Genomic DNA, 23,315 nt, shown 5'->3' with positions numbered 1-23,315 from the left:
AATAAAAGGAGTGGGCTGGGGAAAGTAAGTCAACATGGGCCTGAAAGCGATAAAAAAAGCCCGGTGAGACTCACCGGGCCATGCTATCAGACTGAGTTAAATCAGATTAATCCAGCCATTCGGTGTGGAACACACCTTCTTTATCCGTACGCTTATAGGTATGCGCACCGAAGTAGTCACGCTGTGCCTGAATCAGGTTCGCTGGCAGAACGGCAGCACGATAGCTGTCGTAGTACGCCACCGCAGCGGAGAAGGTAGGAACCGGGATACCATTCTGCACCGCGTACGCAACAACATCACGCAGTGCCTGCTGATATTCGTCAGCAATCTGCTTGAAGTAAGGTGCCAGCAGAAGGTTTGCGATACCTGCATTTTCTGCATAGGCATCGGTGATTTTTTGCAGGAACTGTGCGCGAATGATACAGCCAGCACGGAAGATCTTCGCAATCTCACCGTAGTTCAGGTCCCAGTTGTTCTCGTCAGATGCCGCGCGAAGCTGGGAGAAGCCCTGCGCATAAGAAACGATTTTACCCAGGTAGAGAGCACGGCGGACTTTCTCAACGAACTCTGCTTTATCACCGGCTGGTTTGGCCTGAGGACCAGACAGCACTTTAGACGCTGCAACACGCTGCTCTTTCAGAGAAGAGATATAACGTGCAAATACGGATTCGGTGATCAGGGATAATGGCTCACCCAGATCCAGAGAGCTTTGGCTGGTCCATTTACCGGTACCTTTGTTCGCAGCTTCATCCAGAATCACATCAACCAGGTATTTACCTACTTCATCTTTCTTGGTGAAGATATCTTTGGTGATGTCGATCAGGTAGCTGTTCAGCTCGCCTTTGTTCCACTCGGTAAAGGTCTCTGCGAGCTCCTCGTTAGAGAGGTTCAGGCCGCCTTTCAGAAGAGAGTAGGCTTCAGCAATCAGCTGCATATCGCCGTATTCAATGCCGTTGTGGACCATTTTCACGTAATGACCAGCGCCATCAGGACCGATATAGGTCACGCACGGCTCGCCGTCTTCAGCTACGGCTGCGATTTTAGTCAGAATAGGCGCAACCAGTTCGTACGCTTCTTTCTGACCGCCAGGCATGATTGATGGGCCTTTCAGAGCGCCCTCTTCACCGCCGGATACGCCGGTACCAATGAAGTTGAAGCCTTCAGCAGACAGTTCACGGTTACGACGAATGGTGTCGTGGAAGAAGGTGTTGCCGCCATCAATAATGATGTCGCCTTTATCCAGATAGGGTTTCAGGGAATCGATAGCAGCGTCGGTACCTGCGCCCGCTTTCACCATTAACAGGATACGACGAGGTGTTTCCAGAGACTCAACGAACTCTTTAACCGTATAGAAAGGAACCAGTTTCTTGCCTGGATTCTCAGCGATGACTTCTTCAGTCTTATCACGGGAGCGGTTGAAAACGGAAACGGTATAACCACGGCTTTCGATGTTGAGCGCCAGGTTGCGCCCCATCACTGCCATACCGACAACGCCGATCTGTTGCTTGGACATTACATACTCCTGTCTTGGGGATAATCACTGCCATACGATGCAGTTTGAATGTATATATGATGTTAACTCAAGCCAGTTACTTATGGATAGCCTTTGGTGCGCTAACGGTAGCGAGATAATCAAACCGAGTGCCGATTAATCAAAATAGATAGAATCGGCAAACGTTTTGCCTAAACTGTCTTTAGATGAAAGCAGAGGTAACTTACCATCAATAAGCGGCCACTTGATTCCCACAGAATCATCATTCCACAATAGGGAATGTTCAGACAAAGGGTTATAATAATCAGTGCACTTATAGACAAACTCAGCGCTTTCAGACAAGACGTAAAAACCGTGAGCAAATCCCTCAGGGATCCAAAGTTGACGTTTGTTTTCAGCGGAAAGCATAATACCTGTCCAGCGCCCAAACGTGGCTGATGATTTTCGCATATCAACAGCAACATCAAAGACTTCTCCGCTGACAACACGTACCAATTTTCCTTGTGGATTTTGAGTCTGGTAATGTAAACCTCTCAAAATATTCCTTGCAGATTTTGAGTGGTTATCCTGTACGAAGTTACGTTCGCATACCAATTCACAAAATTTCTTTTGTTGCCAGGTTTCCATAAAGAAACCCCGTTCATCACCAAAAGTGACCGGCTCGATAATTTTTACATCAGGAATTTCAGTATCAATGACTTTCATTATTAACTCTTTATTTCCCCAAAACTTCTATTACCACACGTTCAACACCTTGTTTCCAGTCTGGAAGTGTCACATTAAACACACGCTGGAATTTCTGATTTGAGAGGCGCGAATTCAACGGACGAGTAGCAGGTGTAGGATACTCACTGGTAGAAATGCCGTTAACTTCCTGGATAAGAAGAGGCTCACCCTGAGCTTTAGCCGTTTCGAAAACAAAATTTGCATAATCAAACCAGGTCGTTTCCCCGCTTGCGACTAAATGGTATTTACCAACAACAGATTTATTATTCTGCTCTTCTCGAATTGCCAGTGCAGTACAATCAGCCAATAATTCAGCACTTGTCGGAGCGCCATGCTGGTCGTTGATAACGGACAACCTCTCTTTCTCACGAGCTAAACGCAGCATGGTTTTCGCAAAATTATTACCACGAGTGGCATAAACCCAGCTGGTGCGGAATATGAGATGTCGGGGATTAAGGCGCGTAATTTCCAACTCGCCTGCTAATTTAGTCTCACCGTAGACATTTAACGGTGCTGGCGCCTCATCTTCCAGCCGATAATGTTCGCCCTCACCATCAAACACATAATCTGTAGAGTAATGAATTAGGAGCGCACCTAATTTCGCTGACTCCTCAGCGAGAACCGCAACCCCTTTCTGATTGAGCAACTCAGACAGGTTACGTTCTTGTTCGGCTCTGTCCACAGCGGTATGCGCTGCTGCGTTAACGATAACGTCAGGTTTCACCAATCGTACGGTTTGTGCGATGCCAGGGAGGTCAGTCAAGTCACCACATAAATGCTTGTCGAAATAATCTACTGCGATGACTTCTCCAAGAGTGGAAAGAGAACGTTGTAATTCCCATCCAACCTGCCCGTTTTTTCCTACAAGTAAAATTTTCATTGGCATGCCGGTTTATTGTCCAATCAACATTTTCAAATATTGACCATAAGATGTTTTCTGAAGCAGATCGGCCTGAACAGCTATTTCGTCCGAATTGAGCCATTTATTACGGAATGCAATTTCTTCAAGGCATGCCACTTTCATACCCTGCCGTTTTTCAATGGTATGAATGAACTGAGAAGCTTCAATCAAGCTATCATGAGTACCTGTATCGAGCCAGGCAAATCCACGACCTAATAACTCCACCTCAAGCTCACCCCGGTCAAGATACATCTGATTTAGAGTTGTGATTTCAAGCTCACCGCGAGCAGAGGGCTTAATTTCCTTAACCATGTCGACAACATTATTGTCATAGAAATAGAGTCCAGTGACTGCCCAGTTTGATTTAGGCTTGAGGGGTTTTTCCTCAATAGATAATGCTTTGAAATGTTCATCGAACTCGACAACACCAAAGCGCTCCGGATCCTGAACCTGGTAACCAAACACAGTTGCCCCTGACGTTTTCTTTGCCGCCGCATTCAACTTCATACCGAAACTTTGACCAAAGAAAATATTATCACCCAACACTAATGCGCAAGGCTCGTCGCCAATAAACTTTTCACCGATAGTAAATGCCTGTGCCAGGCCATCTGGTGAGGGCTGCACGGCGTAGGTGAAATTAACACCAAACTGCGAGCCATCTTTCATTAAGCGCTGGAAAGCAGGCATATCTTCAGGTGTGGTGATAATGAGGATATCCCGAATACCGGCAAGCATGAGTACCGATACTGGGTAAAAAATCATAGGCTTGTCATATATAGGGAGCAGTTGCTTAGACACACCTTGTGTAATCGGGTACAGGCGTGTACCTGAACCGCCAGCTAAAACAATTCCTTTCATAACGCTATACCTCGATTATTTGTTCAGGCCAAGACGTTCACCAGCGTAAGAGCCATCAAGAACACGCTGCCACCAACCTTCATTATTAAGATACCATTGAATAGTTTTTTCGATCCCGCTTTCAAAGGTTTCTAGAGGCTCCCAGCCGAGATCATTTTTCATTTTAGTTGCATCAATGGCATAACGAAGATCATGTCCAGGACGATCGGCAACAAAAGTTATAAGCTCTGCAAAATTGACAATACCGTTTGGTTTTTTATCGATGATTTTATCAAGAATTGCGCAAATAGTTTTTACAACATCAATATTTTTACGTTCATTATGACCACCAATGCAATATGTATCACCGATCTTGCCCTCTGTAGCCACTTTGTACAGTGCGCGGGCGTGATCATCAACATACAGCCAATCGCGGATCTGCTCGCCGTTCCCATAGACCGGGAGCGGTTTTCCCGACAAAGCATTAAGAATAATGAGTGGAATTAACTTCTCTGGAAAATGGTAGGGGCCATAGTTGTTAGAACAGTTGGTAATCACCGTTGGTAAACCATAGGTACGATTCCAGGCGCGAACTAAATGATCGCTACCCGCCTTAGAGGCCGAGTAAGGGCTACTTGGCGCATAAGGTGTTTCTTCAGTGAATAATCCGTCAGCATCGTGAAGATCGCCAAAAACTTCATCAGTAGAGATGTGATGGAAGCGGTAAACCTTCTTCCTATCATCATCAAGTGATGCGTAATACTGACGCGATGCTTCAAGAAGAATGAATGTACCTATTACGTTAGTCTGGATGAAGGCCGCGGGTCCGTCGATAGAACGGTCAACATGACTTTCAGCAGCCAAATGCATCACGATATCAGGCTGGAAGGAATTGAAAATATCCGCAACAGCTTTCGCATTAGTAATATCAGTTAGAGAGAATGAGTATCGCGAATTTTTTTCAACTGGTGCCAGGGACTCAACATTACCTGCATAGGTTAAACAATCAACAACGCATACTGAATCCTGAGTATTATTTATAATATGCCGAACCACGGCTGAACCAATAAAACCAGCACCACCAGTGACAAGAATTTTCATAGTTTTCACTTTCTGTTAGTTATTCAGAGGAGCTCTATACTCAACTGACTCATACAATTCTTTATAAGCTTTTAAAGGATCACTTTTTTTTGAGTATATTATCTATATGCATTGCAAGCATCTCTTCCGTACGGACAAAGTCACATTTTTCTACGAATGTTTTCAATGCATTTTTAGACATTTGAGCAACCAATTCGGGATCCCTATTTAACTTTTCTAGAGCGCGCGTCCATTGAATTAATGAATTATCTTTAATATAAATACCGCACTTCTCTTTCTCAATATCGACATACCAGTAAGGGTTGTATGTAGCAATAACTGGCACGCCTAAAGCGATAGCCTCAATCAATGAAGACAATCCGACACAATAATTGATCTTATCTGTTTTAATAGGGATAATCATACTCTTTGATGCACTTACTTTCTCAAGCAAGTCTGTATATGCCCAGCGACCTTTATTTATCCTAATGTCGCCATTTACATTTGCATAGCTATCAGGCAAATTTAAATCGCTGGTATAGATATCAATTGTAACGTCGCTATTTTTTACCGATGACATTACAGACGGCAGATCCCTATTTTCACGCCCTGTCGAAATTATATTCTCGTTATGTAATCCATTAATAAAAGGTGCATAGAAAGTTGCATCCCCTCCCCATGGTATAAAGTGACATTGATGAGAATGAAGTCCCCTTGAGGCCTTGATTTCATCGCGTGACTTTTCCGAAAGAAAGAAAATCGCATCAATTTTTCTTACATAACACTTTAAAAATGGCAGAAGCAATGAATGTATTACTTTCTTTAATCGAGACACTGGAGGGGCGAAAACATCGAGATGCATCCAACCCGCAAACTTTGTTTTAAATAAAAAAAAACGTGCCAGAATATAAAAAAGCATCGTTTTTCTTTTAATAAAAGGCATAAAGAACAAATCTGGTTTGAACTTCCAAAATGAAATAAGATCATTAAGTAAATTCCCCCGACCGACCATTACCTCAAAGCCCATCTTTTCTAATTTGGATACGCCGTACACGAACTGCGCAGGGATCTCATTTTTTTTATAACGGCTAAAAGCAGCGCCGTTATCATTAACAAAAACAAAGGCTTTCATTAAAACTCCGTATTAGAGGCCATATCCAATGTGCTTAATTCAGTAAGCGCCTTTTCTCAACAGAACCACATTGACGGTTTTGAAGAGAATGACGATATCATTCCACAAAGACCAGTTTTTGACATACCAGGAGTCAAAATAAACACGCGTGGTGTAGTCAACATCGTTACGTCCACTCACCTGCCACAGGCCAGTCATGCCTGGCTTTACCATCAGATAATATTCAACGTCATCGGCATAGCGTTCCAGCTCTTCGTGGATGACCGGACGCGGGCCGACCAGGCTCATCTCACCTTTAAGTACGTTAAATAACTGAGGTAACTCATCAAGACTCGTTTTACGAATGAAGTGACCAATGGCAGTAATACGCGGATCGTTTTTCAACTTAAAATCTTTTTCCCATTCAGCACGAGCTTCAGGATCTTTCTCAAGTAATTCTGCAAGGATCTCTTTTGAATTGATATTCATAGAGCGAAACTTATAACAGTCAAATTTCTCACCACGGCGCCCAATTCTCGTATGAGCATAGATAGCCGGCCCACCATCACGGGAAACTTTATACCACAGGTAAACCAGCAGTGGCGATGTAACAAGAAGAATGCCTAAGGTGCAGACGATATCGAAGGTACGCTTAATAAAGCGCGAGGTCAGTTTAGACAGATTATTGTGAACCTGAAGAAGTAATACTTCGTGGCTAAATATAAATGACATACTAGTGCCGTATAAAGGAAATCCTCTCAGAGAAGGAATAATTATAACGTTACGGCACTTATGTTTCGCAAGGAATCGTAACCAGTTTTCAAATTTATCCTTTTCGTCAAAATCGCACGCGACTACGAACTGAGTTGAAAACGAATTATAATGAGTAAGCAATGTCTCTTCATCTTTAACGATCGGACACTCTTCCATAATATCGGCTGTCGCATCAAAATCACAAAACGCATCAATTTTGAAACCAGACACCTCATGGCTTTGTAAAGCATAATAGGCTTCACGCGCATTTCGTCCGGTACCTAAAATAACGGTGCGCTTTTTCCAGTAGCCAAATTTGTTAAGAATGATTTTTGTAAATTCACGCGATAACGGAACCATAATGATGGCATATAGCCAACAGTAGGCCCAAATATAGCGAGAAAAGTGCCATTTAGAAAATGCCACTAATGCAAGATCGAAGATCGAAAAGATGACAATAGTACGCAGTGTTTCTTTAAGTTCAGACCAGAAGGGTTTCTTTTGTGCATAATGACGTAAGCGGACGCCAAACCAAAAAACACACATTACTGTCAGAATAAAGTGTGACAACACCCTCACATCAATTTGTAGAATTGGCATAAAGGTATTCAGGTCGCCAATAAAAAACATAACGGTTAAAAAGGAAAGCCCCAAAGAAACATTAAGCCAAAATAAATCCGATGCAATTAAGGCCCCACGGCAAATAAATTCTTTCTTTTGATCTTTAAATACGCTGATTTTCATTGTTTAAATCCTGACATAAATCGGCTGATTTATGCCGTGGTCATTATTTTTCCGGATGAGTATAACTGTTCTGTACTCGCGCAGCCTGAGTATTGATCAGCGACTCAGAGTATTGAGCCCAGGCACTATCGACATACTGACTAATCTCGTCACGGAAACGCTGCTCTGAAAATGTTAAAGCATGTTCGCGACAGTCTTCTGGCTTAATTTCATCGGCGTATTTTTCAAAGGTATTCACTGCTTCGCATATGGCGTCTGCGGTTTGTTCAAAGAAGAACAGCCCAGTCGGTTTATCGCTACCAAGGGGTTTTACCGTTTCGAGGCACCCGCCTTTACCGAAAGTAATGACCGGCGTACCGCTTGCTTGTGCTTCTACAGGCGAGATACCAAAATCCTCTTCTGCAGCAAATACGTAAGCTTTAGCACGCTTCATATAGTCGACCATTGCAGCGTCATCCTGATAGCCGAGTAGCGTGATATTATCCATCGCCAGCTGTTTGATCTTATCCATCTCAGAACCATCACCGATAACCACTAACTTTTTATCAGGCATTTTGGCAAACGCACTAACAATAAGATCAACACGCTTATAAGGCACCATGCGACAAGCAGCCAGATAGAAATCCTCTTTTTTGTCACTGAATTCGAACTTATCCGTATTCACCGGCGGATAGATGACGTCTGCTTGTCTGCCATAAACCTTGTTAATGCGGCGCGCAATAAACCGTGAGTTACCAATAAAATGATTAACGCCCGCAGCGGTACGGTAATCCCAAATACGAATCTTATGCAGGAGATACTTAGCAAGCCACCCTTTCAGACCTTTGTTCAGGCCGGATTCCCGCAGATACTGGTGCTGGAAATCCCACGCGTAACGGATAGGAGAATGGACATACGACACATGAATTTGGTCAGGGCCAGTGATCACCCCTTTGGAAACAGCATGACTACTTGAAATAACTACGTCATAAGCAGACATATCAAGCTGTTCGATAGCCAACGGCATCAACGGCAGATAAGACTGGAATTTTTTTGCTGCAAATGGCAAACGCTGAATAAATGTTGTAGTGACTTTTTTATTATTAAGAAAATGTTTTTCTTTTGGCTTTAAGAAATCACATACAGCGAAAATATCCGCATCGGGATAACAACGTAAAATTTGCTCAACCACTTTTTCAGAACCCGCATAGGAACTGAACCACTCATGAACGATTGCTACTTTCATTGCGCTTCTCATCAATTAGCTTAAACATTTTTTCAGTGCGTGACTGGTAAGTATATTCTCGGGCAAGCTCCTGACATTTCTCCACAGAAATCCGATCGCCAGAGGTAATATCTTCCAGAGCTGAAATAAACTCAACGGGGGTGTGGGCAACGCGAAAATAGTCTTTAAAGTCACACAAGGACGCTAAATCGACACTCACCACTGCCTTCCCTGCCGCCAGATACTCAAAGAACTTCATAGGGAACATTGAAGCAGTATATTCATTCAAATTATTAGGCAGCAAAGTTGCGGCAAAGCCCTTCAGGTAACCAGGCAACTGCTGGTACGCCCTTGGCCCAATTAAATGAATATTTTTGTGACGGGTAAGTTGAGTCGCATCAGTGTTCGGATCTCCCTCGCCAACATCGCCAATCATCACTAGCGACCACTCAGGATGAGCTTCTGCAATCGCTTCCAGGAGAGAGAAATTCACCTTATAGCCGCTTATAGCGCCAATAAAGCCAATTCTTGGCTCCGGGATCGCGTTCAGGTCGGCAGGAACGGGCAGTTGATCATCCAACGCTTTTGAAAAGTGATTATAGTCAGCTACGTTAGAGAAGTAATAGACCTCATCGCTCCAATGCTTTCTTGACTTCAGAAGCGTCAGAGAAGTGACAAAGGTAATGTCTGCGCGACGTACAAGCTCTTCCTCTGCATCCTGAAGAATCTCTACCGGCATTCCAGGCTGAGCTTTAATTTCGTCGACACAATGATAAACAACATAACCGAAATCACCCGGCTCCAGAAAACGCGTGGTCAACGGGTTATAGGTCCATAGCGTTTCGTCTTTGAATTTTAAACGCCAGCACCAGAATTTGAGCGCGCTGCTCAAAATCAGTTTATTAAGCTTACGCACAATAGCGTAGTTATTAAATGGGATGGAAATTGGTGACCATACCCAGACATTGTCGCGCACTTTTCGAGGTGCTTTAATCGCTTTAAGAACCCGGCGGAAGATACGCGAAAGGTCTTTCTTATTTACACTAGGTCGGCGCAGTCCCAGAGACTCTATGTAAAGAACACGGTGTCCACGGTTTGCCAGCTCTAAGGCAACATGCTGTTTATTTGTCCAGAATGGGTTGTCCCAGTCTGCCGTGGATAAGACGACGATGTCTTTTATATCTTTATTTTTGTTCATAAAAATACGCTATCTCAGTCCCTTTTTTTGGAAAATCCCTTTAATACCATTTCGGTACAATGGGAATAACATTGCCCATAACAGACTAAACATCACAAATATTGCGCCATTAATCAAGAGTCGGAAAATAACATTATCAGGTTGAATAATGTAATGCCCAAGAGTCAAGATAATAGATGTATAAAGAATTAACCCCAAAGAAATTTTAATTAACACAGGAAAAAGATCTTTTGCAATTCTTAAGTAACACGCGCTAAGGATAAACATCATTAAACTGTATATCGAATTCCCTAGCCCTAACCCAAATGCACCCCACATTTTATACGTCGCCAGGTTGACAACCGCATTACTCAGCAATGCAACCATCATCACAACCAATACTTTCTTATTATTGAGATGTGCGCTCAATGCCTTAATGAATATATAACCTATCACCTGAGCCCAAAGGCCTATGCACATTCCTTGAATAATATCAGTTGTTACCGTTACGGAGTGCTGATCAAATGCACCACGCATAAACAGTAGAATAACGATGTCTTTTGCATAGAAAAAAATGAAAAAAGACATGTTTATAACAAGCAGTGCCAGCCAATTATAAATAAACCTTATCTTATCTCGAACAACTTCTGGCTTCTGCGATGACCATTCAGATAATCCAGCAAATGCTATTGGCACAGACAAAATAAAAACAACAGTGTCAGTAATAAACCGGGCATAATCGAGTCCGGACACTACATCAATACTGATTAATGATGCTAGTGCCCTTTCCAGAGTAATATTACCTTGCAATATTAGAGGTAGTATAAGCAAGGGCCGAAGCGTTATCCAAAAACTCTTCATTACCAATTTGACTTCGGCCGCATCAAAACGACCAGGGAGGGCTAGAATAGTGCCCTTTCTTGCACGGATAAGCGCCCAGATACTAAAAATTATATAGCTACCTGTAAAACCCCATGCAAGTAATAGATAATTATTATAATAATATGCAGCAACCACTCCCAACAGCATGCCGACATTCTGAATGGAGGCCCGCATAGATATGGGTTTATAATCTCCATGTGCCATCGACAAATAATTTATCAACGCTGAAAAAAGATAGAAAGGACAACAAATTGCCATTATCTTAAGTAACTCAGTCGACATCTCACGCGCATTCCCGCCAATTCCGGGAGCCATGATACCGACCCAATAGTCTGATAAAAAAAACAGCACAATAAATATAAATACAGATATCAGAGCGAAAAAAATAAACATACAGAGCTTGAAAGTCGATGCACGAAATTCATTCTCGGTGAGATATTTTTTATATAATGGGATGAATGCTGAATTAAGGCTGTCACTGGTCATAAAGTTTATTGGTACTAGGGTTCCCGTTTGCGCAATACGGTAAGCCCCGTTGATATCTCCTGTACCAAAAAATTTTGCCATCAAAACTTCCCTGACCAAACCAAGGACCTTCGAAAGCATATTGCCGCCAAGCAGCTGGCTAATGGCTTTTTTCATTGTGATTTGTTACTCATCATTCTATCGAGCAATGTTTGATATTTATTAGCCATTGTACTTAAGCTATAATCGTTAGTAACAAAAGAGCTCCTTTTTTCAAGCCCCTCTTGAATTTTACAATCTATTTCATTTACATTAGTTGAAAAAATCAAGTTATTTAAAGCACCAGGATTATCAATCGTGGTTTTAAAATTATTACCAACGACAATAGGTAAGCCTGAAGTCAACGCCTCAAGCATATTCAAGGTTAGACCGACTTCAATACGATCGCTTAAGAATAAAAGACAATCTGAAGCCGAAAGGTACTCGCTTATTTGCACTCTTGTTTTATTACCTACTAATAAAACCGAATCAGCTATACCCAGAGAGTGTACATACTCTTGTATTTGTTTTCGATGAGGCCCATCACCAACAATTATTAGAAACGAGTGTTTGTTTAAGTTTCTATATTCATTAAATAGTTTAATAGCACTTAGAACGCCCTTTTGCTTATGTAAACGTGAAACTGAAAGGAAAACCTTTATGTTGGTTTCGATATCATGCTCACTTCTTTTCAAAAGACGTCGATTTTCGTCATATCCAAATAGGGCATTATCCACACCATTATTGATGCACACACATTTATTTTTTTCAAAAAAATGTGACAAAATACCTGATGTTAGCTGCTTATATACATGACCTCCAACAGCTACAATTTTGTCGAATCGGTTATAACTCAGGATATCTTTTACAATCCAGGAGAAGTTTCTGACACTACCTATTATTGATTTAATATTTTTCGATCTAAACTTCGATACTATTTCGCCTAACGAAGTTCCGTGAGCCTGGAAAATAAATTTAACATTTGGAAACTCTTTTTTGAGCTTAACAATCTCGTAAGCTCCAGAGCTCACACTAATTACCGAATCAATATTTTTCTCAAGAATTATTTTTCGTGCTTCTAAAGAACTTCGACTCCACCAATAACGACTATATTTACCTGAGGGACTGCCAGCGACATAGCTAACAGCGAAGTTTTCATTCTGTTGTTTTTTTTCTGGTTCAATATCAGTTGTTAGAACAGTAACGTCGTTATTTGAATTTTTGGCCAACTCTGATACTAAATCTAATGTAATAAGCTCCATACCACCAAGTGTATGAATGGGTAACGAGCGGCAAACAATAAGAATATTATGTTTCATGCGCAGCCTATTATAAAAGTTTTTGATATATATCTTCTAGTTTTGTTGTTTGTTGAGATAAGTTAAACTTTTGATTAACAAATTCACGCGCATTAGTCCCCATAATAAATCTTATATTTTCATTATTAGATAAGTATGAGATACGATCTGCAAGCTGCTTGTCATCTCGCTCTTTAACTAAAAATCCAGTTTGCTCATCTATAATCGCCTCTGGTATCCCACCATGCTGAGTACCGATGACAGGAACACCGGTCACTGCCGCTTCAAGAAGAACCATACCCAACCCTTCAGCATCACCGGTTTTCGCTGTAATGCTCGGTAAAACCAACATGCTAGCTTTACGCATCCATGCCATAACATCGACGTGGGGCAACGCGCCTGTAAAAGTAACGGTTTGATCCAGACCAAGGGATGTGACCTGAGCCTTCAGCCCATCCAATAACGGCCCTTCTCCTATAATCACAAGCTTAACATCAGGATTTAATAACTTTACCTGCTTGACTGCATTGATTAAAACGGCTGTCCCTTTTTTCTCTACCAGCCTTGCAACATGAAGGATAATGCCTTGATCGTCCTCTTTTGCACGCGGCTGATATTTATTCACATCAATACCAATATAGTGCTGAATGATTTTGCTTTCCGGGAAACCGTGTTGCAGAGCCTGGCGGGCAATGAAATCTGAAACACAAATAAACTTATCACCCTGACTTTTTACTTTATGTTGATGAAGAAGATAATTAATCCAGGCGGGTGACCGTGACGCCAGTAAATCCTTATTACTGACCGTCACATCAAATCCATGAAGTGTTGTCACCAAAGGAATACCTTTCTTCTGCGCCAGCTTTAAAGCATAAAGTCCATCGATCGCAAAGTGTGCATGAATGAGGTCTAAGGGCTGTGATTTTAAAACAGACTGATAAGGCAGCTGCGACGTGGTGATCGCATTCACCATTTCTGCGAGTTTACCGTAAACATTTCCATGTTCATTCAATACACATGCGACTGAGCCTTCTGGTTTCGTCCCGATAAGGCGTCTGCCGATATAGCATTTATCAAAACACTGTAATGCTTCAGCCTGCTGCTGAATAAAAACTTCCGAACCCTTAAAAAGCTGGTTTCTGAAAATACCGACCGTCTTCATTCCTGTACCCTATTATGCCGATTAATTGGTAAATTTGCTGCCAGGCAAAGCCCAAGCATTACGGCTAACACGATCATCTGGTGTTGCTCACCTATTAAGCCAAAGTTTTCGCCAAATCCGTGAGCAAAAAGCCAGGAAAGCACCATCAGGAAGGAAAAGCCGATGTTTTTTTGTTCATTATTTGTACTTCGTATTGCTCTCAAAGCAACCCCAATGCTGCAAAGGATAAAACCTAGCCCCAGCATTGAAGCAATAATTCCTGACTTAGACCAAAGATAAATAAGCGTGTTGTGTGGCGGAAGGAAATAATCAGTGTGCTTACTGTAATCGGCTTCCCAACCACCGTAGCCCTGCCCCATCAGTGGATTATTTAAAAATGCGTCAAATGCATAGTTCCATATCTCGTAACGTGTTTCAGCCGTATCCGTGGATTCTTTTAAAAAAACGCTTTGTTCGGTAATGCTGAAAACAACGCTTATAGCGATTAATACTATGGCAAACGAGGCGCCTACTGAACTCAAAATGACGCGTGTCGAACGCTGAAGTTTCAGATAGAAAATAAATGCCGGGATAAGTATCGCGAAAAGGACGCCCGCTTTGGAGCCGGTAAAAAATACGGTTGCCCAGAGCAGAATAGCCATCATAAGCGTGATTTTTGATTTCAACGCCTTGTAAATGCCCCAAGCCATAAAGGATGAGATTCCTGCATAACAGGCAGCAGCATTAGCATTAACGAACAAAACCCCACCCGCTTTAACCGGATCGTAGAAGTTATTCCTGGCTCCATCTAATAAGCTCTGAAGCGTATTCATTCCCATCGTATATTTACTTATAGGGGACAACACTACCGCCAATTCGAGTGACTCATTAAATCTAAAGGTGATGACCGTAATCGCCTGCAAGCAAACAAAAAACAACATAACGTTGATAGTTTTATACAATGCAACTCGATCTTTCACCGCTAAAACGTAGACGGCGTTTGAGATGACGATAAATTCACACAAATAGGCAATATCACGAATACCCATCGATTTCTCAACCGACCACGCAAGGCTCAGGGTGCTGATGAGTATCAGGCCAAGAAGCATAATATTCGTTGCTTTTGCTAAGAACCGGTTTGCATTAATAATAAATTCAGGCAGGAGCAATGCCGGAAGCAGAAATGCCATTGGAACATCGGCTCCACCTAATTGCACCAGATAGAGCTGCGGAATGCTACATACCAGCACCATTAACAACCTGATGCGTAGGTGCAGAGCGAGGAAAACAAAAAAGAAAATTAAACCTACGATTGCCGCTAATAAGACTTCTAACATTAATATTTTCCCACGCGATTAGGCAACTTAGAAATTAGCTTTTTATCAGCCCTAACAGCTCATCTCGTTTCGCTTCCATTAAACCCAGATCGGCATCTGCTTCCACATTTAGACGCAGCAGCGGTTCGGTATTGGAGGTGCGAATGTTAAAGCGCCAGCCCGGGAAAGACATGCTCAGTCCATCCGTGTAGTCAATATCCACAGCCAGGGAGGAGTAGCGGTTTTCAATCTCATCAATTAACGCAGAAGCATGGACCACTTTGCGATTAATTTCACCAGATACAGGGAAGCGTGCGATACGTGATTCCACCAGCGAGCCAAGAGAGCGTCCGGATGTTATTACCAGTTCAGCAACCAGCAACCATGGAATCATGCCGCTGTCACAATAAGCAAACTCACGGAAATAATGGTGAGCGCTCATTTCACCGCCGTATACCGCATTCTCTTTGCGCATACGCTCTTTAATAAAAGCATGACCGGTTTTAGACATCACAGGGATCCCGCCCGCGCGCTCGACAATATCAACCGTATTCCAGGTCAGTCGCGGGTCGTGGATGATTTTCGCGCCACGCTCTTTATTCAGGAAGGCTTCTGCTAAGAGTCCAACGATATAGTAACCTTCGATAAAATTGGCTTTCTCGTCAAACAGGAAGCAGCGATCAAAATCTCCGTCAAACGCGATACCCATATCAGCTTCAGCTGTAACAACCGCATTGGCGGTATCCTGGCGTGCTTCTGGCAGAAGTGGATTTGGAATACCGTGCGGGAAAGTACCATCCGGATCGTTATGAACTTTTATAAAATCGACAGGAATGCCGGCCGTTTTGAAACGCTTTTCAATTTCATCAATAACGTGCCCCGCGGTACCATTACCGGAGTTGATGACTAACTTAATCGGTTTAATGCGGAAATTGTCGAGATTGATATAGCCCAGTAAATGATCAACATACTCATTAAGAACGTTAATCTTTTTATAGCTTCCCATACGCTGAGATGGGGCGAAATCATTTATTTCCGCGAGGAGCTGGATCTCTTTCAAACCCGTGTCACCGCTGATCGGCCGGGCACCGCTGCGAACCAGCTTCATCCCGTTATAGTCAATCGGATTATGGCTGGCCGTTACTTCTATACCGCCATCAACGCCCAGATGGAAGGTGGCGAAGTAAATCTCTTCTGTGCCAGAAAGTCCAATATCAAGCACATCACAGCCGCCCGCCATCAAGCCTTCCGCGAGAGCCAGCTTCAGAGACTCACTTGTCAGACGAACGTCGCCGCCGACAACAACCTGTTTTGGTTCCAGACATTGCGCATAAGCGCGACCAATACGCCAGGCAATATCCTCATTAAGCTCTTCACCTAATTTCCCCCGAATATCATAGGCCTTAAAACAACTTAATTTATTATTGTTATTTTCCATTATGAAATCCTTAGTACGTCATCTTCACCCAAATAACTACCAAACTGAATTTCCAGAATTTCCAGATTTATTTTTCCTGGATTCGAGAGCTTATGTTTTTTTCCCACAGGGATTGTCGTTGATTCATTTTCAGTGAGATAAATTTCGTTCCCTTCGACACCAATTAGCGCCGTTCCGGTCAGCACAACCCAGTGCTCAATACGATGATGATGCAGCTGAAGCGAGAGCTCACCACCAGGAATAATGGTTACACGGTTAACCCGGTAACGCGTATCCCGAACAAGCGTTTCGACATGGCCCCAGGGCATATAACGCGTGGTATGTTCGCGACATTCAGCACGTGAATGGGCTTTTAGATGCTCAACAACAACTTTCACATCCTGGACATTATCCTTATGGGAAACCAGCAGCGCATCTTTGGTATTAACAATAATAAGGTCGTCCAACCCTAACGCTGCGGTTAATTTCCCTTCGCTGCGGATATAACAATCGCGGGTCTGATGGGTGAAAACATCGCCAATCAGCGCGTTGCCATTAGCATCATGCGACGAGGTTTCCCATAGCGCTGACCACGAGCCCACGTCGTTCCACCCTGCATCCATCGCCGTCACAATGCCCAGGTCTGTATGTTCCATCACCGCATAGTCGATGGAATCAGACGGACAACAGGTGAATGTCTCTTTATCGAGTTTGATAAAATCGAGATCGCTGACGGGCTGCTGCATGGCATTTTTGCATGCATCAAGGATCGACGGACAAAATTTCGCAACTTCGTTCAGATAGGAAGAGGCCCGGAACATAAACATACCGCTGTTCCAGAGATACTCTTTACTTTCGAGGTAAGAGATAGCGGTCGCCTGATCCGGTTTTTCAACAAAGCGCTTGATTTTCCAGGCGGTAGACTGATCGGCATGTTGTTCTTCACCACGCTGAATGTAGCCGTAGCCAGTTTCTGGCTGCGTAGGCACGATACCGAAGGTAACCAATTTGCCTTGTTCTGCAAAAGGAATGGCGTTGGTAATGACGGAATGGAATGTGGCTGTGTCGGCAATCAAGTGATCGGCAGCCAGAATGAGCATGACAGGATCTTCACCAGTTTCCAGTGCATGGAGGGCAGCCAGAGTAATAGCCGGTGCCGTATTGCGCCCAACAGGTTCAAGAATGATATTCCCGGCGAGCTTATGCATTTGTCTCAACTGCTCGGCCACCAGAAAACGGTGATCTTCATTGCAGATAACAATCGGATCGGTCACATCCAGACCGTCGAGGCGTGAAATCGTATTTTGCAGCATCGATCCGCCCTGATGGAATGAAAGGAATTGCTTAGGCTGCAACTCGCGAGACATCGGCCATAGTCGACTCCCTGTTCCTCCTGCGATCACCACTGGAAGTAACATCCTGCTTCTCCTGCTTTGCTCAATACTAGATTGTGTGTAAAAAAGGCACGCTACCGCCCCTGGCTTAACAGCTACCAGTGCACTGAGCGAATGTTGAATAAAGGATTTTGAGGTCTGATTACAGACAAAAAACTGGCGTTAATTGTCGTCCTAAATGGACTCGGAAACAAGCACAAATCGTTACAAATCAGTCCAGATTTGAAGCAGGTAACTCTCTGTTATCACAGGAATTAATAACAAAAAGCGGCAGCCATCATTTTGTTTATGTAACAACATAACAAAATGATGGCTGCCGCGCATAAAGTCTTTCAGACTGCGGAAGGACTATCAGTCGTTAGCCAGCAACTTCTCAATCCGGCTTCTGAACTTCGCCCCTTCCTTCAGGTTACGCAGGCCATAGTTCACAAACGCCTGCATATACCCCATTTTCTTACCGCAGTCATAGCTGTCACCGGTCATCAGCATGGCATCAACGGATTGCTTTTTCCCCAGCTCGGCAATCGCATCGGTCAGCTGGATACGGTCCCAGGCGCCCGGCTCGGTTTTTTCCAGCTCAGCCCAGATATCGGCATTCAGCACATAACGGCCGACTGCCATCAGGTCGGAGTCCAGGGTCTGCGGCTGATCGGGTTTTTCAATAAACTCAACAATACGGCTCACCTGCCCTTCCGACTCCAGCGGCTCTTTAGTCTGAATAACAGAGTACTCAGAGAGATCACCCTTCATACGTTTCGCCAGCACCTGGCTGCGACCCGTTTCGTTAAAGCGTGCCACCATTGCCGCCAGGTTGTAACGCAGCGGATCGGCAGAAGCGGTATCAATGATGATATCGGGCAGTACCACGATAAACGGGTTATCGCCTACGACCGGACGCGCGCACAGGATCGAGTGGCCCAGACCCAGCGGCTGCGCCTGACGCACGTTCATGATGGTCACGCCAGGAGGGCAGATAGACTGAACTTCCGCCAGAAGCTGACGCTTAACGCGCTGCTCAAGCAACGCTTCGAGTTCATAAGAGGTGTCGAAGTGGTTCTCTACCGCATTCTTCGAAGAGTGCGTCACCAGAACGATTTCTTTGATCCCTGCAGCAACAATCTCGTCGACGATGTACTGAATCATCGGCTTGTCAACGATCGGCAGCATCTCTTTAGGAATTGCCTTCGTGGCTGGCAACATATGCATGCCCAGACCCGCTACCGGTATGACTGCTTTCAAATTAATCATTATATCTTCCACCTTAAAATGGTTGACGAATTATAGCTTTTAAACCTGTTTTCGCCAGCATGTTTTGCCGTAAATATGAAGTAATCCTAGGTCACCCCACCACAAATTACAGTAGTTGTAATCTGAATAGATCGCGATTTCGTTCCAGGAATTGTCGCAAAATAGTCTGGATGATTACCTGTGCGGCAGCGCAAAATTCAACCGTTCCGTATTCACCACGTGTTGATCAACGCGATCAATATCCACCGAGCTCTGCCCCTTTTCATTAACCGCTTTTATGTTCGCAAGCGACAGCAACGTCTCGTTTTTAGCCATAAACTTCCCGCGCACGTCTTTGCGCAAATCGAAGTTCATCTTCAGAGCCGGTCCCGTCGTTGACTCCTGCATCACGTTGATATTACGTAAGAAAAGGTGCTGAGGTTTGTTATGCAGCTCAAGCGTTGCTCGCTGCATGTTGACATTGGTGATGGCAACAAACGACGTGGCATTGCCGGAGGAAATCTGTATCCCGCGCAGCTTATAGGCAAGCTGTTGGTTATCCAGGCGTATATCGTTAAGTTTGAAGTTCTGCGGTATCGACAGATAATCGCCCTTGATCACGCCATAGCCAATTAGCATTCCGGCGCTGTTGACCATATCGACATTATCAATAACGAAATTATCACAGCCATAAATAGCTACTGTCGCGTTATCAATTCCGGCCTTTTTACTGAAGTCAGGGGTAATATTGCTGGCCTTGATATTACGGATCACAAAGTGTTTACCGTTTTCAACATGCACCAGCTGCCGACAGTTGCTGCCGGTGATATTTGCCACCACGAAGTTTTTAACGGTCTGCTGTTCCGGATATTCATTGTCGTACGTACTGCCGGCCAGCCCAATGCCTATGCCCCAGTTGATCTTGCCGTTGGTGCAGTTGATGTTATCGATCACGTGGTCAGAGATCAGGATGTTGCGGTCGTTAATCGCCACGTTCCACTCAATCGCGTCACCCTGCAAGCGGCTGAATTTACTGTTGGTAATGCGCGCACCGTCCACCTGATTGTGGAACCCCTGACGCAGGATCGCGTAGTTGGCCTGCGTCACGGTGATGTTATCGATGAGCAGGTTGCGCATCACTCGCCGCTTTTTACCGCCGATGTAGATCTGGGTGACGGGGCCGAAGCCGCTCATCGCCAGCCCTTTAATGACACAGTCGGAGCCACGCACGTCCAGCGTGATGTTATGCGTGCGCCCTTCTCCTTCCCCAATGACCTTGCAGCCCTCCTGAAGCACAAACCGCCCGCGGCCGTTGCCCTTCAGCGCACCGCGGATCAGCAGGGTTTTGCCATCAGGAATGAAAATGCCGGTATTGATGTTTTCACAGGTTAACCCGGCGGGAACAACAACGGTATCGCCCTCGGCAAATGCCTGCCTGAAGGCGGCGATCCAGTCGTTATTGTTGTAACGATCGACAGAAACCGTCTTCCCGGTTGCCGCCCGCACAGCGCGGGGTGACAGCAGCGGCATAGCAGCCAGGACGGATAAAGAAGAGACAAATCGGCGTCGGGTAATCTTTTTCAGCATACAACCTCAGCGTTACAGCGTTTGCAGCAGGCTCGCTAACTGGCGATTAATCACCTGCTGATTGAATTCTGCTTCAACTTTTTGCCGCGCATTTTGCAGCACAGGGATCAGCGTCTGCTGATCGATATCGCTGAACGCGGCCAGACGGTCCGCCAGCGCCAGCGCATTGTTTTCAGGGACCAGCCAGCCGGAATGCTCCGAGGTGATCAGCTCCGGGATGCCGCTGTGTAACGTCGAGACCACCGGAATGCCGACGGCCATCGCCTCCATCAGCGCCACGGGAATGCCTTCCATATCGCCGTCAGCGCCGGTTACGGAAGGCAGCAGGAACACATCCGCCTCATCGAGCATGGCTTTCACTTCGTGGCTCGGCTTGAAGCCCGGCATCTCGACCACGTCTTCCAGCTGATACTGTTCAATCAGCGTGCGCAGGCGACGCTCCCACGGCCCGATGCCCAGGATGCGGTAGTGGAAGTCCACGCCGCGCGCCTTCAGCTGGCGACAGGCTTCGATGGCTACGTGCAGCCCTTTCTTTTCGGTCAGGCGGGCAACAGAGATAATTTGCAGCGGCTTGCCCGGCACCTTGACCGGTCGCTGGGTGAAGCGTTCCATGTCCACGCCCATGCGTGAAACGGCGATTTTCTCGCTCGGGCACCCCATGGTTTTCAGGCGTCCGGCCCACAGGTTGCTTATCGGCAGCATCATGTCACCACGGCGAAACAGCTGCTGATATTCCGGGGTGTAGTGGTTCAGCACTTCACGACTGGAGATATCGATACCGTGGAAAATGGTGGCGATTTTGCCGTCAATCACCCCCAGCTCACGCAGTTTTGCCGCCGTGACGCCAGCCGGGCCAAAGTGAGCGATAAAGACATCGGCCCGGTACGGCTGGGCCGTTTGCCCGCAAATGGCGGATAAGATCAGGTTGCGGGCCTCCGCCCCATAGCGCGACATATTCAGCGCCCGCCACGTCGAGGCGCGATGAAGGCCGCGCAGCGTCTGGCCAGCGCGATGGCGCAGTTTGTTCATCCGTCCGGCGGGTTCGTCCTGCAACCAGCGGGTTTTCGCCTCCAGCCCATACTGGGTATACGCCGCATGGGTGTTTTGCGTATCGCCCTTTTGCAGGGCGATAATCTCCACGTCATACCCCATATCGATAAACGCGGTGATTTGGTTCAGCACAAAGGTTTCAGACGACAGCGGAAATTTCAGTAAGAAGAAACCAACCTTCATTTCCCCTCCCGGACGCGGTCGAGGACGGATTTCACCATGCCAATACCTTTTTCGCGTTCGGCTTTCACCGCCACCGCCAGACGTTCGTTGATCGCAGGCAGCTGGCCGAGCGTGTCGCCCACCATCGCACCCAGCGAACCGTCCAGCAGATGACGAATATCGACGGCCATTTCCGGCATACCGAGCTGCTGCATAATGCCCGCGGACTTGTGTTCGTAGTTGATGGCGATGGCTGGCGTGCCGAAGTTCATCGAGATAATGGCCGAGTGCAGACGCGTGCCCACGGTCAGGTCGCAGGCGGAGAGCAGCTTGCCCATCTCCAGGTCGTTCAGCTCGTCCATCACCACGTGGTAGCGGGACGGGTCGTTTACCAGGTTGCGCAGGTTGAGCGCCACCATGCGGTCATCTTTGTTGTAGCTGTCGATACCGGTACAGGTGGAGAGCGCCAGCACCTGGTAACCGCTGTCCAGCACGCGGTTCACCACCTCGGCAAAGGCTTTTTCATACGCCGCCTGAGTCGTGCCGAGGCGTTTATCGAACGGCGCAAGTTCACGCAGGGTAATGGCGACGGTTTTCTGTTTTGCCGCCACGTCCAGCCAGTGCTGTACCGCGTAGCTGGCCTGGAAGCTGTCATCCTGATGATCCACCAGCCAGGCGGTGTCTACGCCGTGCTCCACTTTGGTGGTGTCGATTTCGCTACGCTTCATCATGTCGAGGCTGACCGATTCGCGCAGGATCAGCGCGTCACAGTGGCCGAAGACATAGTTCGCCAGCTGGTTGAACTGCGGATCCTGGAACGGCCCGACGCTGTGGCCGATCATAAACAGCGGTTTTTTCGCCATGAAGGTGCAGAGTGCATGCTCAAACTGCGGCACGCCGTACAGGTCGACGAAGAACGAGCCGCCCACCTGAATAATGGCGTCATAGCCGGACAGCAGACGCACGAAATCGGTAAAGCCCTGCGCGATGGCGATGTTGCGCAGCTTGCCGGTGTCGGTTACGCGAGAAAGCAGCACCTGATGCTGGTAGCGGCGACGCAGTACTTTCTTCACGCGCCCCATCACGCCCGCAGCGTTGTTGTGCTGTTTCATCTGGCTGTAGAGCGGGTCGCCCATCACCGGGCGGTTCAGTAACCAGGATGAGCTGACCGGATAACGGCTCATCACATCCACTTCTGTCTCAGGCTTAAGGGTGTTAATTGCATCCAATAAACCGCGCAGGATGGCGCTGTCGCCACGGTTGCCGCAGGTATGGTTGCCAAGAATAAGTAATTTCATAATGGCCTCGTAAA

The 23,315-nt window shown here is 45.7% G+C and carries 19 protein-coding genes; all 19 read right to left on the bottom strand.

The window, feature by feature from the left end:
- Nucleotides 1-106: 106 nt before the first annotated feature.
- The 19 genes from gndA to wcaK all read right to left on the bottom strand — a co-directional run bounded on the left by gndA (nucleotide 107) and on the right by wcaK (nucleotide 23,301).
- Entirely contained in the window at nucleotides 107-1,513 is a 1,407-nt protein-coding gene (gndA, locus tag ACOT0L_RS00755; RefSeq protein WP_126503261.1) for an NADP-dependent phosphogluconate dehydrogenase, read from the bottom strand.
- Between the two features lie 135 nt (nucleotides 1,514-1,648).
- A complete protein-coding gene (rfbC, locus tag ACOT0L_RS00750; protein WP_126503263.1) occupies nucleotides 1,649-2,197 on the bottom strand; it encodes a dTDP-4-dehydrorhamnose 3,5-epimerase in 549 nt (182 codons plus the stop codon).
- Nucleotides 2,198-2,207: 10 nt separating this feature from the next.
- Entirely contained in the window at nucleotides 2,208-3,098 is an 891-nt protein-coding gene (rfbD, locus tag ACOT0L_RS00745; RefSeq protein ID WP_126503265.1) for a dTDP-4-dehydrorhamnose reductase, read from the bottom strand.
- A gap of 12 nt (nucleotides 3,099-3,110) precedes the next feature.
- Nucleotides 3,111-3,977, bottom strand: coding sequence for a glucose-1-phosphate thymidylyltransferase RfbA (gene rfbA / locus ACOT0L_RS00740; RefSeq protein ID WP_126503267.1), 867 nt, complete (start codon nucleotides 3,975-3,977; stop codon nucleotides 3,111-3,113).
- Nucleotides 3,978-3,992: 15 nt separating this feature from the next.
- Nucleotides 3,993-5,057, bottom strand: coding sequence for a dTDP-glucose 4,6-dehydratase (rfbB, locus tag ACOT0L_RS00735; RefSeq protein ID WP_032103484.1), 1,065 nt, complete (start codon nucleotides 5,055-5,057; stop codon nucleotides 3,993-3,995).
- Between the two features lie 79 nt (nucleotides 5,058-5,136).
- On the bottom strand, nucleotides 5,137-6,168 hold the full coding sequence (locus tag ACOT0L_RS00730; protein ID WP_126503269.1) for a glycosyltransferase: 1,032 nt from the start codon (nucleotides 6,166-6,168) through the stop codon (nucleotides 5,137-5,139).
- A gap of 39 nt (nucleotides 6,169-6,207) precedes the next feature.
- Nucleotides 6,208-7,644: an undecaprenyl-phosphate galactose phosphotransferase WbaP gene (gene wbaP / locus ACOT0L_RS00725; RefSeq protein ID WP_126503271.1), complete on the bottom strand. Its 1,437-nt coding sequence runs from the start codon at nucleotides 7,642-7,644 to the stop codon at nucleotides 6,208-6,210.
- A 43-nt stretch (nucleotides 7,645-7,687) separates the two neighbouring features.
- Nucleotides 7,688-8,869, bottom strand: a complete 1,182-nt coding sequence (locus ACOT0L_RS00720) for a glycosyltransferase family 4 protein (RefSeq protein WP_023295006.1) — start codon at nucleotides 8,867-8,869, stop codon at nucleotides 7,688-7,690.
- Nucleotides 8,847-10,046 carry a glycosyltransferase gene (locus ACOT0L_RS00715; RefSeq protein WP_023295007.1) on the bottom strand — a complete coding sequence of 400 codons (1,200 nt, stop codon included), beginning with the start codon at nucleotides 10,044-10,046 and terminating at the stop codon, nucleotides 8,847-8,849. Before ACOT0L_RS00715 ends, ACOT0L_RS00720 begins: the two co-directional genes overlap by 23 nt.
- Before the next feature lie 9 nt (nucleotides 10,047-10,055).
- On the bottom strand, nucleotides 10,056-11,549 hold the full coding sequence (gene murJ, locus ACOT0L_RS00710; protein WP_126503273.1) for a murein biosynthesis integral membrane protein MurJ: 1,494 nt from the start codon (nucleotides 11,547-11,549) through the stop codon (nucleotides 10,056-10,058).
- Nucleotides 11,546-12,730: a glycosyltransferase family 4 protein gene (locus ACOT0L_RS00705; protein ID WP_038416365.1), complete on the bottom strand. Its 1,185-nt coding sequence runs from the start codon at nucleotides 12,728-12,730 to the stop codon at nucleotides 11,546-11,548. The genes murJ and ACOT0L_RS00705 overlap by 4 nt, the downstream gene beginning before the upstream one ends.
- A gap of 10 nt (nucleotides 12,731-12,740) precedes the next feature.
- Complete coding sequence (locus tag ACOT0L_RS00700) at nucleotides 12,741-13,871, bottom strand: glycosyltransferase (RefSeq protein ID WP_126503275.1); 1,131 nt, start codon at nucleotides 13,869-13,871, stop codon at nucleotides 12,741-12,743.
- A complete protein-coding gene (locus ACOT0L_RS00695; RefSeq protein ID WP_032609654.1) occupies nucleotides 13,868-15,187 on the bottom strand; it encodes an O-antigen ligase family protein in 1,320 nt (439 codons plus the stop codon). The genes ACOT0L_RS00700 and ACOT0L_RS00695 overlap by 4 nt, the downstream gene beginning before the upstream one ends.
- 34 nt (nucleotides 15,188-15,221) lie before the next feature.
- Nucleotides 15,222-16,604: a phosphomannomutase CpsG gene (locus ACOT0L_RS00690; protein ID WP_126503277.1), complete on the bottom strand. Its 1,383-nt coding sequence runs from the start codon at nucleotides 16,602-16,604 to the stop codon at nucleotides 15,222-15,224.
- Nucleotides 16,604-18,001 (bottom strand): mannose-1-phosphate guanylyltransferase/mannose-6-phosphate isomerase, encoded by a 1,398-nt coding sequence (locus ACOT0L_RS00685; protein WP_032103498.1) that lies wholly within the window; start codon nucleotides 17,999-18,001, stop codon nucleotides 16,604-16,606. Before ACOT0L_RS00685 ends, ACOT0L_RS00690 begins: the two co-directional genes overlap by 1 nt.
- A 327-nt stretch (nucleotides 18,002-18,328) precedes the next feature.
- On the bottom strand, nucleotides 18,329-19,225 hold the full coding sequence (gene galF, locus ACOT0L_RS00680; RefSeq protein WP_038416367.1) for a GalU regulator GalF: 897 nt from the start codon (nucleotides 19,223-19,225) through the stop codon (nucleotides 18,329-18,331).
- A gap of 174 nt (nucleotides 19,226-19,399) precedes the next feature.
- Complete coding sequence (gene wcaM / locus ACOT0L_RS00675; RefSeq protein ID WP_126503279.1) at nucleotides 19,400-20,791, bottom strand: colanic acid biosynthesis protein WcaM; 1,392 nt, start codon at nucleotides 20,789-20,791, stop codon at nucleotides 19,400-19,402.
- A 12-nt stretch (nucleotides 20,792-20,803) separates the two neighbouring features.
- Nucleotides 20,804-22,024 (bottom strand): colanic acid biosynthesis glycosyltransferase WcaL, encoded by a 1,221-nt coding sequence (wcaL, locus tag ACOT0L_RS00670; RefSeq protein WP_126503281.1) that lies wholly within the window; start codon nucleotides 22,022-22,024, stop codon nucleotides 20,804-20,806.
- Nucleotides 22,021-23,301 (bottom strand): colanic acid biosynthesis pyruvyl transferase WcaK, encoded by a 1,281-nt coding sequence (gene wcaK, locus ACOT0L_RS00665; RefSeq protein ID WP_022648628.1) that lies wholly within the window; start codon nucleotides 23,299-23,301, stop codon nucleotides 22,021-22,023. The genes wcaL and wcaK overlap by 4 nt, the downstream gene beginning before the upstream one ends.
- Between the last annotated feature and the right edge of the window lie 14 nt (nucleotides 23,302-23,315).

This window comes from Enterobacter cloacae complex sp. XAL002, from assembly GCF_049236805.1.
Classification (GTDB): domain Bacteria; phylum Pseudomonadota; class Gammaproteobacteria; order Enterobacterales; family Enterobacteriaceae; genus Enterobacter; species Enterobacter intestinihominis.
Note: the sequence above shows the minus strand (reverse complement) of the source record. Positions and strands in the feature narration are given on the sequence as shown.